Origin of the sequence: Paraburkholderia sp. J67 (assembly GCF_905220265.1) — a bacterium.
Classification (GTDB): Bacteria; Pseudomonadota; Gammaproteobacteria; order Burkholderiales; family Burkholderiaceae; genus Paraburkholderia.
On sequence record NZ_CAJMZK010000007.1, the window covers coordinates 158,519 to 171,597 of the forward strand.

At 64.1% G+C, this 13,079-nt stretch carries 11 protein-coding genes; 3 read left to right on the forward strand and 8 right to left on the reverse strand.

The window, feature by feature from the left end:
- Positions 1–10 precede the first annotated feature (10 nt).
- The 5 genes from U5782_RS15910 to U5782_RS15930 all read right to left on the reverse strand — a co-directional run bounded on the left by U5782_RS15910 (position 11) and on the right by U5782_RS15930 (position 5,624).
- Positions 11–1,243 (reverse strand): SpoIIE family protein phosphatase, encoded by a 1,233-nt coding sequence (locus U5782_RS15910; RefSeq protein ID WP_322044805.1) that lies wholly within the window; start codon positions 1,241–1,243, stop codon positions 11–13.
- 199 nt (positions 1,244–1,442) lie between these two features.
- Positions 1,443–2,300 carry a sugar phosphate isomerase/epimerase gene (locus tag U5782_RS15915; protein WP_322044806.1) on the reverse strand — a complete coding sequence of 286 codons (858 nt, stop codon included), beginning with the start codon at positions 2,298–2,300 and terminating at the stop codon, positions 1,443–1,445.
- Positions 2,301–2,958: 658 nt separating this feature from the next.
- The gene (locus U5782_RS15920) at positions 2,959–4,191 is read right to left on the reverse strand and encodes an NAD(P)/FAD-dependent oxidoreductase (RefSeq protein ID WP_322044807.1); all 1,233 of its coding nucleotides are present in this window, start codon (positions 4,189–4,191) and stop codon (positions 2,959–2,961) included.
- 4 nt (positions 4,192–4,195) lie between these two features.
- Entirely contained in the window at positions 4,196–4,504 is a 309-nt protein-coding gene (locus U5782_RS15925) for a MocE family 2Fe-2S type ferredoxin (protein ID WP_322044808.1), read from the reverse strand.
- Between the two features lie 34 nt (positions 4,505–4,538).
- Positions 4,539–5,624 carry a fatty acid desaturase family protein gene (locus U5782_RS15930; RefSeq protein WP_322044809.1) on the reverse strand — a complete coding sequence of 362 codons (1,086 nt, stop codon included), beginning with the start codon at positions 5,622–5,624 and terminating at the stop codon, positions 4,539–4,541.
- Between the two features lie 120 nt (positions 5,625–5,744).
- Here U5782_RS15930 and U5782_RS15935 point away from each other — a divergent pair, with 120 nt between their 5' ends.
- The 3 genes from U5782_RS15935 to U5782_RS15945 all read left to right on the forward strand — a co-directional run bounded on the left by U5782_RS15935 (position 5,745) and on the right by U5782_RS15945 (position 10,289).
- Entirely contained in the window at positions 5,745–6,836 is a 1,092-nt protein-coding gene (locus U5782_RS15935) for a LacI family DNA-binding transcriptional regulator (RefSeq protein WP_415914346.1), read from the forward strand.
- A gap of 268 nt (positions 6,837–7,104) precedes the next feature.
- On the forward strand, positions 7,105–8,529 hold the full coding sequence (locus U5782_RS15940) for a hypothetical protein (protein ID WP_322044811.1): 1,425 nt from the start codon (positions 7,105–7,107) through the stop codon (positions 8,527–8,529).
- A 62-nt stretch (positions 8,530–8,591) separates the two neighbouring features.
- Positions 8,592–10,289 (forward strand): APC family permease, encoded by a 1,698-nt coding sequence (locus U5782_RS15945; RefSeq protein WP_322044812.1) that lies wholly within the window; start codon positions 8,592–8,594, stop codon positions 10,287–10,289.
- A 90-nt stretch (positions 10,290–10,379) separates the two neighbouring features.
- On the opposite strand, the gene U5782_RS15950 is transcribed toward U5782_RS15945, so the two are convergent.
- Genes U5782_RS15950 through U5782_RS15960 form a run of 3 tightly spaced genes read right to left on the reverse strand, consistent with a single transcriptional unit; the run spans position 10,380 to position 12,664 of the window.
- On the reverse strand, positions 10,380–11,144 hold the full coding sequence (locus U5782_RS15950) for a PAS domain-containing protein (RefSeq protein ID WP_322044813.1): 765 nt from the start codon (positions 11,142–11,144) through the stop codon (positions 10,380–10,382).
- A gap of 34 nt (positions 11,145–11,178) precedes the next feature.
- A complete protein-coding gene (locus U5782_RS15955) occupies positions 11,179–11,868 on the reverse strand; it encodes a response regulator (RefSeq protein ID WP_322044814.1) in 690 nt (229 codons plus the stop codon).
- Entirely contained in the window at positions 11,840–12,664 is an 825-nt protein-coding gene (locus tag U5782_RS15960) for a sensor histidine kinase (protein WP_415914347.1), read from the reverse strand. Before U5782_RS15960 ends, U5782_RS15955 begins: the two co-directional genes overlap by 29 nt.
- Positions 12,665–13,079: the final 415 nt, after the last annotated feature.

Sequence of the window (13,079 nt, forward strand, 5' to 3'; positions counted from 1 at the left end):
ATAAACAACCTTAAACGCGTGCAAAAAATAAGGTGACGTCATCACGGCGCGATTGTGCGCCTTGCCATTCGCCCAACGCCTCAACGAGGTGGGCGCAAATGGCCGAAGGCGTTTGCGCGCGATGCGCAAGAATCAGATCGAGCGAGCGACGCTTGCCGAACGCAATCTTGCGTGCGCCGCCAATCTGATCGGTCAACCCATCGGTCGACACGAACAACAGGCTGTCTTCGGGCAGCGCCACGGCATGAAGCGGCCATGCATAGTCGGCCTGGCTGTCCACGTAGCCCACGCCCACACGCTCGCCCGCAATGGTCTCGAACTGCTCGGCGTCCGGACGCAACACGTGCAGCGCGACGCGCGCGCCGGCAAACAGCAACTGCTGGCGCGCAGCGTCATACCAGAAGAACGCCGCATCCAGCCCATCGTCGGATTGCGGCGCATCGCCCGCTCCCTTGACCTGGCCGAGCAAGCCCTTGACGTTGCGATTGACTGCCGCAAGCAGCTTCGACGGATCGCGCGGACCCAGCCGCTCGATCGCCTGCGAGAGCGACGCCGAAGCCAGCAGCGTCATGAACGCACCGGGCACGCCATGCCCGGTGCAGTCGGCCACGGCGCCGAACCAGCCGTCGGCAAACGAGGCAAAGTGATAGAAGTCGCCGCCCACCACATCGCGCGGCTCCCAGACCAGCGCGGCATCAGGCAGCATGGTCGAAAGCGTTTCGCGCGAGGCCCGCAGCATCGCCTGCTGGATCACGCTCGCGTATTCGATGCTTTGCATGATCTGGCGATTCTTCTCCGCCTGCGTTTCAGCCACCGCGCCCAGCAGTTGCAACCCATTGCCGACGCCGGCGAAACGGCCATCGCGCGTGACGATGAAGCCGTCCACCAGCGCCTTCTCGCCCACCTCGACGGTCTTGAACGTGAGCGCTTCGATGCTCATGTCGGCATCGACGATCAACGGCTCCTTGTCCATGAACGCGATGCAGCTTTTCTTGTCGTAGAGCTCGCGATGAAACGGCTTGCTCATCTGCGACAGGAAAATATCGCGGTTGATCAGCCCGATCGGACGATCGCCTTCGATGACGGCAACGCTGATGAGATCGCGGCGCGAGTAGAAGACTTCCATCACGCGCGAATTGGAATCCGAAGCGTCGATGGCCGGCGCCGTCTGACACAGATCGCCAGCGCAACGTGGACCTCCGGACAAACCGGAACGGTGAAATTGCGCAAGCGCTGGATGCATGGCGAACTGATTCGTCAGATGAGAGAATCAGCACGCTAAAGACTCTTTATGTCATTTTCGTTACATTTGCCTAATGATTTCCAGACGCAAAGCATTTAATTCTGCCTGGTGTCGATTGGTTGTGGCGACAACGTTTGCGCAGGGGGCTTTATTGCAGCGTGTGTGGTAATACGAAGTAATGGAATGGGTGGACGCTTGTTCAGGCATCAGGAATCGGGATGGCCTTCTCCACTTCGCTCCAGAGCGTCCGTATCCAGTCTTTCAGCAGCAACGATTCTTGCCAACGATCCGTTGTGTCGTTGCCATCGCGGTCGATGATGGCGTACGGCTTCGGTCCGAGTTCGCAGGTGAACGCCAGTGTATCGTTTGCGCCCGCACGGCGGCGCCAGGACGCAAAGCCATAACGCCACCAGTCGAGAAACAGATCGACCCACATACGATGCGGTGCGAACGATAATTCGATCTGCACCTGTTCGCGACTCGCCACGCGGCCATGAAACGACCAGGAATGATCGAGGATACGGTGCATCAGTGCGTGGTTCTCTTCGGAGACTGGCCAGGCGAATTCGCGGGCGACCAGGTAGTGAGAGATGTCGCCGAGCAGTTTTAGATTTGGGCGGGCATCGAGGAGATCTAGCGTGAAGAACAGATCGGTTGTCATGCGGTCGCGGTGGGTTTCTATGTAGACCGGGATGTCGGTCTGTTCCGCGAGGCGTTGCCAGCCGTCTAGCAACTGGATGCATTCGGGCACTGTTCTTGGGCGGACGTCGGGTTGTATGTCGATGTGGTGTGCGCCGAATTCTACGGCGTTTTCCAGTATCGGTTGCAAGTCGTCGATCGTGCGGGGGAAGCATTGGGCTTCGGCGTTCAAGCCGTATTCGGCTCGGAGTTGGGATAGCTGTTTTACTGCTGCGCGATCTGTGTAGTGTGCGCTCACGCCGTCGAATCCTGATGATGCTATCAGGCGCAAGTTCTCCTCTAGCGTGCGCTCGTAGCCGTCGGTGTGGCGGCGCTCCATCGCCCAGAGTGACTGAAATACAAGCAGGCTTTGTGGCATCTTGACTCCCTTTTGTCCTTGCGGTCGAATGTTATATGTGGCGAGATTTTTTTGGCGATTACGCCTGGTTTCGTGGTTCTTGCCGTGTTGGCATTTTCTTGTTTTCTTGTCGGTCTATTAGCGTCGCCCCTGTGCGGGGCGGCACCTACTTTTCTTTGCCGCGGCAAAGAAAAGTAGGCAAAAGAAAGCCGCTCACACCGCTAGTGTGACGAAGTCCGCAAACCGCCTTTTAGGGGGAAAGGTATAGGAGCATCCGTCACATCGCATCACTAAACAAAGTGACAAGGCCGTCATACATCCGGGGGCGCGGAGCGCCCCGTGGGGCATAATTGGCAAACCGTAGGTTTGCTAGATCTTGCGAAAATGCCGTGAGTACAGGGCTTTCCCTTGCAGCCCCGTCCGCTGCGCGCGGAGCGAGCAGCGGGATGAATGAGTCCTTTGTCACTTCGTTCGGTGGTGCGAGGTGGCAGACGCTCCTATACCATTCCCCCTCAACGGCTGGTTGTGAACGGCGTCACACTGGCGGTTTGAGCGGCTTTCTTTTGCCTACTTTTCTTTGCCGCGGCAAAGAAAAGTAGGTGCCGCCCCGCACAGGGGCAACGCTAATAGACCGACAAGAAAACAAGGAAATGCCAACAAAAAATGAAGCACAAAAAAATCAAATCAGCCCTTTAAGTTTGAAACCAGGATCAGCAAGAAGACTGTCATCGACAGAACCACCACGCTCAACCAGCATGCGCGCGACCCTCATATCCTTACCGATTACCTCAAGCGCCCCAAACCCACTAACGGCAACAAGTCGCCCATCCAGATCAAGATCAAAAAGAATCCCCCCATCGCCCCCCAACTCCCTGACGACAGACCGCACACCAAGAGCAGGCTCTCCAGCCACCTGCAATTGCCGATCAAACTGATCGGACCAGAACCAGGGCACATCGCGATACGGCTCGCCCGCGCCGAGCATATTGCGCGCCGCCACTCGCGCCTGCGTTTCGGCGTTATGCCACGTCTCCTGCCGAATACGATGTCGGCCAAACCGGCTAGGAAACAAGGCAACATCGCCAGCCGCGTAAATCCCACGCTCCGAACTCTCGAGCATCTCATTCACAACGATGCCCCGCGCGGTCTCCAGCCCCGCCATGCGGGCCAATTCGTCCGCCGGTTCGATGCCGATGCCGACAATCACCGTATCGGCCTCTAGCACCTCCCCCGAATCGAGCATCACAGCGAGCGCCCCCTCTTCACGGCGAGAGATAGACAAAGGCGTCGCCCCCAACAAAACCCGCACGCCGTGCCGTTCGTGCAATGCCTGGACCTGCACAGCAACGGCCGCCGGCACACAGCGCCCCAGCAATCGCCCAGCCCCCTCGACAACCGACACGCTACAGCCGCGCGAGCGCGCCGACGCCGCCACCTCCAGCCCGATAAAGCCACCGCCAATCACGACAACGCGCGCCTGCGCGCTAAAACGTGGCGCAATCGCCGCCGCATCGTCCAACGTACGCAGGCCAACCACGCCATCAAGCTCTGCACCCGGAATCGCGAGGCGGCGCAGGTGCCCACCGGTCGCCAGCAATAGCGATTCATACGCAAAGCGCCTGCCGTCGGCAAGACGTAGCGTGCGCGCCTCCGGTTCGATCGCTTCCACTTCGCCCACCACATGCTCGATCAGATCGGCACGCCAGGCGTCCTGCGCACGTAAATGGCATTGCTCTACAGCACGCTCGCCAGTCAGCACCCCTTTGGAAAGCGGCGGGCGCTCGTAAGGCAGATGCCGCTCCGCGCCGATCATCGCCACACCCCCCTTCCAGCCCGCTTCGCGCAGCGCCTGCGCCGCCCGGCCGCCCGCGTGGCCCGCGCCGACGATGACCATGACTCGTTCGGAATTCATCGCCTCACACCTCGATCAGGATGCGGCCACCCTCGACCTTTGCTGGCCATGTCTTGAGCTTTTCGCAAACCGGCGCGCCCAGCGGGCGCCCGTCGCGCACATCGAAGCGGCCGTTGTGTTTCGGGCATTCGATCACATGACCCATCACCAGTCCGTTGCTCAAATGCACCTGCTCGTGCGTACACAGTCCGTCGCTCGCGTAGATAGCGTCGCCGACGCGGTAAATCGCAAAGGTGTGGCCCGCGTGATCGAAGCGCATCACGTCCTCGTCATCGATATCGTCCAGCGCCGCCGCGTCGATCCATTGCGTCATGTTCGCCTCCAGTTTTATAGGGTGTACTGATCAATCAGGCTTGCGCCGCGTCCGGTATCGGACGCGCAACGGCGTACAAGGGATCGCGGGTCTGGCGGACCAGCGCCGGGATGATCTCGGCATACGCGGCGAGGCTGCTGCGGTAAGGCGGCGGCATATCGGCCTTCACGACTTCGTGCAGTTCCGGCAGCGCATGAAACGGCACCATCGGGAACATGTGGTGCTCGACGTGATAGTTCATGTTCCAGTACAGAAAGCGGAACAGCGGATTCATCTTCACCGTGCGGCAGTTGCGGCGATGATCGAGCACGTTTTCGGGCATGCCCGCGTGCTGGGTCAGGCCGAAATAGAGGTAAAGCCATGCGCCGTAGAGGCTCGGCAGGCCAATAAAGAGCAGCGGCAAGATCGAATGAAAGCCGATGCAGGCGGCGATCACGAGCACATAGACACCCAGGCTCAGACGCGCCTCGCGCACCACCTTCGGCCACTCGGAAGCGGGGATGAAGGTGGCCTCTTCCGCGCCGACCTTGCCGAACGCGGCGCCCACCATCTTCGGCAATTCGTGAGACACGTGCTTGAGCGCGAATACATTGAGCGCGATGCCGAGCCAGTCGGTGGGGCGCGGCGCGGCGATTTCCGGATCACGGCCGACGATCAGCGTATCGGTGTGATGGCGCGCGTGGCTCCAGCGCCAGACCGTCGCGCGCCGGAACACCTGGAACGACGCAACCTGATAGAGCACGTCGTTCATCCAGCGTGTCTTGAACGCCGTGCCGTGCCCCGCCTCGTGCCAGCGCGAATCGGCGGGGCTGCAATAGAGCGTGCCGTACAGCAGAAAGGCCGGGATCGCCCAGAGCGAGTGCGCATGCCACGCCAGTGCGGCCAGCGCGCCGCTCGCGAGGATCGCGGCGTACCAGAGCATCGTGTCGCGGATCGCGCGCGCGTCGCTGCGCTGCATCAATCGTTTCATCACGGGGCGCGGCACCGCGCATTGATACCAGGCCGCGTTGACGAGGCCAGCGGCCCGCGCTCGTTCGCCTGCGCCGCCAATCAGCCGGTAAGCATCGCGCGCCGTCGTGTGCGGCGCCTGGGGATCTTGCGGTCTTTGTGTAGTCGCCACCTGTGTCTCCTTGTCCAGGATGGTCCCGCTTCGTTGGGTGCGGTACGCATGTGACGAACATAGGCCAGCGCCGGGTCGACCTCAACGGGAAATTTGACGAAATTTCGTCTTTCTTCCAGCATGGCGATCATTCCGTCGATCTGGAGAGAGGCCGTGCCCGAGGAAACCCCGCCGCGCTGGCGCAAGCGCACCGCACGATTCGTCGAGATCGCCGAGCTGGCCGGCGTAAGCGCCACCACGGTGGATCGCGTGCTCAACGAGCGCGGCAGCGTCTCGGAGAAGGCGCGCGAGCGCGTGATCGCTGCCGCCAGGCAGCTTGCGGTGCCGCGCCTGCTGCCGGACACGCAGCATGGCCTCGTCCATATCGACGTCCTGGTGCCTGCCAGCGACTCGCCGTTTTTCGGCCGCCTGCGCGAGGCGCTGCAACGCTCGACGCAGATGCTCGACCGGCGCGTCATCGTGCACCGCACCATGCTCTCCACCGCCGACGAGGCGCGCCTGCCCGCCTCGATTGGCCGCTCGCGCCACCGGCGCGCCGCCCTGATCGTCACGGCCCAGGACACGCCCGAGGTGCGCGCTGCGCTCGCCGCAGCCATCGCGCGGGGCGAAGCCGTGGTGACGATGGTCACGGACATCGGCGGCATCGACCGGCTGCACTACGCCGGCATCGACAATCTGCGCGCCGGCCACACCGCCGGCTATTTCCTCGGCCGCCTGGCGAGACCTGGCCGTGTGCTGCTCCTGCCCTCGCGGCTCGACTATCGCGCGCACGCGGATCGCATCGAGGGCTGTCGGGCGGAGATTGGCACGCGCTTCGATCATCTGGTCTGCGAAGTATCGGCCACGGAATCGCTCGACCAGGACGAGCGCTGCTACCGCGCCGTCAACGCGGCGCTGCGGCGCGGGCCGCTCAGCGGGATCTACAACACGGGCTACGGATCGGCCGGCATCGAGGCCGCGTTAAACAAGGCCGGGATCGCGGGCAAGGTGGTCTGGATCGGCCACGAGATGCTCGACGCGCACCGGCAGTACATCGACGCGGGCATCATGGATATCGCCATCGACCAGGACCCGGACGGCCAGGTGATCGCCGCCTTGCAACATGCGTTGTATGCGTGCGGCATCGTCGAGCGGGCGCCTGACGACCAGCCCGTGGAGTTTCGCGTGTTTTGCTCAGCAAACGTGCGGCAGAGCGCGTATCTGCGTCTTTGACAAAAATTGTCGCGTATCAAGTGACTGGGGAATTTCTACGGCTCGATGCGTGCTGCGCCCAACGTCCGCTCAAATTCGGATTTTTCGGGTGTTTCGAAAGCGATATTTAGCCCACTCTAGCGAAATCAGCGGCAAAGCCGCGCTTTTGCGAGGGCAGGGGCATGCGAGACACGAAAACCGGGCTATGGCAGCGGCGTGCGCCGGTAGCAGCCTCTCTCTATCGTTCGTCACCCCGAAACTCCCCCATTTGATAAGGATGACAAATTAAATGCCGATCTTCCCCATCCTCGCCACAACGCCGCCCACTGCCACGCCCCAGAAGCCACGCGTCAACCCCGGTTCACCGCGCCGTCGCACCGCGATCGAGGAATCTCGAGGCGGCGCCCGCCGCCCGCGCAGTCACGACCGTCGCGGCCGCCCCCCGCGCTATCTGTGGCCGCCGGAAATCGTAGCGCTACTCGGCACCATGACCGACGCACGGGTGGCCGACATCACCGGCGCCTCGCTGCCCACGGTGAGTGCGAAACGGCGTGAGCTCGGCATCGCATCCGCGCGCGAACGCGGCATGGTCGGCCATCACTGGACGCGCGAGAAGATCGCCCTGCTCGGCAAGATCACGGACCAGGAAGCGGCGCAGCGCCTCGGCATCGTTGCGCAGACGGTCAGCCACATGCGCCGCAAACTCGGCATCGCGCCCAGGACGCGCGCGATCGATCTGAGCCCGGACATCCTCGCATCGCTCGGCAAGGTGCCCGACGCCACGTTGGCGAAGCAGGCGGGGGTGAGCGTCGGCGTGATCCTGCGCGGCCGCCTCATCCGGGGCATTCCCGCCTGCCAGACGTTTCATCAATGGACCGAGGACGAAATTGCCCTGCTCGGCACGATGTCCGACGCCAAGGTCGCGCGGCGTCTCGATCTGTCCGAGACGGTCGTCAACAAGAAGCGCAGGCGCCTGGGCATCGAGCGCGCGCGGCATCACTGGAGTGACGAGGAACTCCAGCTGCTCGGCAAGATTCCCGACGCGAGGCTCGCCAGACGTATCGGCGTGTCCACGGTCTCGGTGCGATTGCAGCGCCGCAAGCTGGGTCTGGCCGCGGTCGCCGAGCGCGGCAGCAGGCCGGCGGACTGGCACGCCGCAGCGACAGCACGGGCACCGTTCGCGCAGCCCGGCGAGCCCGTGGGCGACTGGCACGCCGAGGGTCTCGCGCTGGTCGGCACCATGCCGGATCTGGAACTGGCCCACCGCTTCTGCAAGAGCTACAACACCGTGCGCTACGAGCGCGCGAAACGTGGACTTCCGGCCGTCAGGGCACGACGACTCTGGACCGACGAGCAGATTGCGCTGCTCGGCACGGCAAGTGACGCAGCCGTCGCGGAGCGCATCGGTTGCAGCAACACCACCGTGTACAAGAAGCGCACTGAGTTGGGTATTCCGCCGCTGCGTCATACGTGGACGGAAGAGGAGCTCGGCCTGCTGGGACGGATATCCGATTTCGAACTGGCAAAACGCGTCGGCCTCTCCGCGAAGACGGTGAATCTGAAGCGCCGTGGGCTTGGCATTGCGCCGCTGCACAGTCAAAACGACAGCCAAGGCAAGCGTGACGGCACGATCCGTAACCCTCCCGAAAGCCAGTGCACCCCAAACGCGCACGACACCCCTGCCTCCGAAGGAGTACCTCTTCACGCCAGTTGATCCGCACTTATTGGCTGGCCATCGTCTCGTGGCGGACAAACGCCGCATCCACGGAGACGAAGATGAGTTCTATCAACGAAGGGAATGCCGATCTGTTCGTGGCTGCGCCCGGCGAAGCCGCCGGGTTGCAGCGCAAGATCGGCTGGGCCGGCGCATTCTGGGTGGCGAGCGGCGTGCCCGCGCTGGTGCTGTTTTCGATCGGCTCGATCGCCGCGACGGTCGGCAAGCCGTCCTGGATCATCTGGGCGGTCTCGATCTGCTTCGGCCTGATCCAGTCGTTTTCCTATGCGGAGATCGCCGGGCTCTTTCCGCACAAGTCGGGCGGCGCCTCGGTCTATGGCGCCATCGCCTGGGTGCGCTACAGCAAGCTGCTCGCGCCGCTATCGGTGTGGTGCAACTGGTTTGCGTGGTCGCCGGTGCTCGCGATCGGTTCGGGTCTGGGTGCGGGCTACGTGCTCAGCATGCTGTTCCCCGCCACCGCCGCCATCAACACCTGGCAGCTCACGCTCGTCGATCTGGGCTGGCTGGCAAGCGGCCTGTCGCTGCGCATCAACGCGACCTTCATCATCGGCGCGATCATTCTGCTCGCCACCTTCGCGGTCCAGCATCGCGGCATCCTCCAGGCCGCGCGGCTACAGATGATCCTCGCCGTGTCCGCGCTGTTGCCGCTCCTGCTCGTCGGCCTCTATCCGATCCTCACGGGCGATCTGCCGCGTGCGCATCTGCTGCCGCTCTATCCGCTCGCGAAAGACGCGGCGGGTCATGTGATCGACGGCGCATGGGATCTGAGCGGTATCCAGTTGATGGCGGGCGGCCTCTTCATCGCCGCGTGGTCCACCTACGGTTTCGAAACCGCCGTGTGCTACACGCGCGAATTCCGCGACCCGCGCCGCGACACCGTGAAGGCGATCCTCTATTCGGGTCTGCTGTGCCTCGTGTTCTTCACGATGGTGCCGCTGGCGTTCCAGGGCGCGCTCGGCCTCGGCCAGCTCGTTACGCCCGAAGTGAAGGACGCCGCTGGCAACGTCACGCAGGCGGCCGTCTACGACGGCATCCTTTCGCCGGGCATCTATAGCGGCATGGGCGTGGCCGACGCGATGGCCCAGATCGTTCACACAGGCACATGGGGCGCGTTCATCCTCAAGCCGATGCTCGCATTCGCGCTGGTGCTCGCGATCATGACCTCGATGGCCGGTTCGTCGCGCACGCTCTATCAGGCTTCCGTCGATGGCTGGCTGCCGAAGTATCTCTCGCACGTCAACGAGAACGGCGCGCCCACGCGCGCGATGTGGACCGATCTCGCGTTCAACCTGTTTCTGCTGCTGATGTCCGATTACGTGGTCGTGCTGGCCATGTCGAATGTCGGCTACATCATCTTCAACTTCCTCAACCTCAACGCCGCGTGGATTCACCGGCTCGACCGCAGCAACTGGGTTCGGCCGTTCCGCGCGCCGAAATGGGTGCTCGCGCTCGGCACGCTGCTCTCTTTCGTCAATCTCGCGCTGATGGGTCTGGGCGCCGATGTGTGGGGCAAGGGGACGCTGATCTCCGGCGTGGTGTTCGCGGCGCTGATCGTGCCGGTGTTCCTGTGGCGCCACTACGTGACCGACAAGGGCCGCTTTCCGGATGCGATGCTCAACGACATGGACCTCGCCTCGCCCACGCTCAAGGCGCCCGAGCGACGCGCCGGCTGGCTGCCTTATGGGGCGATCGTGCTGGGAATCCTGGTGGTGGTCGTGATGCACTGGATCGCGCCGTGATCAACTAGCGTCAAGGTAGAGCCAGAAAGCCAGAGGGCGCGCGGAAAACTCACCGCGCGCCCTCTGCTTTTGTGCTTCGTACGTGGTTTATCAGGGCGCGCTATCGCGCACCTCGAAAATCGCGCCCTCGATGCCCAGCACTTCGCCGCCTTCGGAATAGATCCCCACGCCTTTTTCGAGCACCGCCTTGACGCGCGTGTCCGCGCCGCGAATGCAGTAACGCAATTCGAACGCCGCGCGCGCCGCCAGCGCCTCCTGCACGCCGTACCAGACGTAGTCGGCATAGTCCGGCAGGATCAGCTGGCTGAAGCTGTGCTCGTGGCTGTCGACGAACCACTCGGGCGGATAGCCCGTGAGCGCCTCGCAGCCCGCGCTGACGATCTCCATCGTCCATGAGCGGTTGTTGCGGCCGCGATAGAGCAGCCCCGGCATGCCGTCGAGCAGGCCGAGCGCGCCGCGCAGGCGCGCCTCGAGCGCGGCCTCGCGCCGTTGCGCCTGGGTCGCGTCGGCGAGCGCCACGCAGTACGACACACCCGCGCGCGCCACCGTGCAGTCGAACCAGCGCAGATCGCCCGAGGGATGCAGCAGACGCAAGCGCCCACGCACGCCGCCGCCGCGTGCGCCGTCATAGCCCGCGCGCGCCTGGCGCAACAGTGTCTGCCAGCGCGCGCGGTCTTCGGGGTGGACGTCGCGCTCGAACGGCACACCTGGGCGCGTGGCCTTCATGGCGTGCACCCAGGCCGCGTTCGCGCCGCGCACGATACCGTCCATGTCGAGCGTCAGAAGCGGTACGGGAAACGCATCGAGTCCCGCCACCGTGCCGATATCGTCGAAACCGCCTGCCAGCGATGCCATAGTCCTTCCTGCCTGGTATCTAACCGATGTCTGCCTAGTGCCGCGCGAGCGCGTCGCGATGCACGCTCGCCGCCAGTTCCAGCCGCGAGCGCACGTCGAGCTTGCGCAGCAGATTCTTCACATACACCTTGACGGTGCCTTCGCTGATGCCCAGTTGCCGGGCGATCAGCTTGTTGCTCATGCCCTGCGCGATCAGCGCGAGCGTCTGCGCTTCGCGCTCGGTCAGCGTGGCACGGCGCGAAGGCGCAAGCTCCGCAACGTGGGGGGGAGCGTGGGCAATCGCGCCGTGACGCTCCTCCTCGCCCGCGCCCTGATCGGCCAGCAGATCGCGCACGCCTTCGTCGAGCGCCACCATGCCGTTCGCGCAGTTGCGCACGTAGCTGAGCAGCACGTCCGGTTCGGTTTCCTTGAGCATGTAGCCGTCGGCGCCCAGACGCAGCGCAGCGAGCAGTTCCGCGCGGTCCATCGACGCCGTCAACACCACCTTGCGGCAGGCCATCCCCAACTGGCGCAATTCGTCGAGCACCGCGAGGCCGCCTAGCCCCGGCATATGCAGATCGATCAGCACCATCGAGGGCTGCAATTCGCCCGCGAGCGTGATGCCCTGACGCCCGCTCGACGCTTCGCCGACCACGACGAATTCGCCGCTCGCATTGAAGTAGTCGGCCAGCCCCCGGCGGAACAGCGGATGGTCGTCAATCAGCAGCAGCGTGGTCGGGCTCACCCGGTGGCTCCTCGTCGAGGTTGAGACCGGGGACGATCAGGCGGATGCGTGTGCCGCCCGCCTCCCCGGCGCTTTCGATGTCGATGTGCGCGCCGATCGCCCGCGCGCGCTCGCGCAGGATGTTCAAGCCGTGATGGCTCGCATCGACGGGCTCGGCGGCGATGCCCACGCCGTCGTCGGTGACCGCGACGCGCAGCGTGCCGCGCGCATGGGCGGCAAGTTCGATCCATGCGTGGCGTGCATGCGAATGACGCACCACGTTCGACAAGGCCTCGCGCACGATCTGCAGCACATGCATTTCCACGTCGGGCGCGAGCGCCAATGCGGGCACACGGTTGTCGATCTCGAACACGACGTTCGAGCGCCGCGCGAATTCCTCGACCGAGCCGGCCAGCGCCTCGCGCAGCGAGCGGCCGTCGTGCGTGAGCCGCGCCGACGTGATGAGTTCGCGCACTTGCCGTTGCAGGCGAGTGACGAGCGCACGCAATTCGGCGACCAGCGCTTCGGACACTTCGGAGCGCCGCATCTGCTGCTGGATCTGGCTGACGACGAAAGAGATCACGCCGAGTTGTTGCGCGACGGAATCGTGCAGTTCTCGCGTGAGGGCGCGGGCGGCGTCGAGTTCGCTGTTGCGTTCGTTGTTGCGCTCGTTGTTGCGCGCCGGTTCGCTCTCGCGCAGACCGCCGAGCAAATGCGCCGCCTTGCCGAGCGCATCCGCAAGCGCGGCGCACTGAGCCTGGGTGGTGTCGCCGGCACGCCGCGCTTGCAAGTCGAGCGTGAGAGCGCGCTCGCCCATGCGCGCAACGAGCCGATGGCGGCCGTGCGCGCGGCACGCGCCACACACGCGCGCCGCCTGCTTCACTGGTTTGTCGTGCGACGGCGCGCGCAATGCGCACAGGGAATGCGTGGACGCCTCAGCACTCGTGAGGCACATGAAATCGCCTTCATCCGGCGTGGCGCCACCGCCTTCGTAAAGACGCGCGCGACTGCCGGGCACATCGGCTTCGATGCGTGCCAGCAAGGTCTGCGTAGCTTCGCGCCAGGCCGTACCCGAGACCAATGCGGCAACGCAATCGAGCAGCGCATCGCGCACGCGCGCAGCGCCGTGCGCGCCCGCCATCTCAAGCTGCCCAAACTCGCGTCTCGCCGACATGGCTCCCGCCCGAAATAAATGCACCGGATCAAGCAAAGTCCATGCCGTCGCGCCTTTT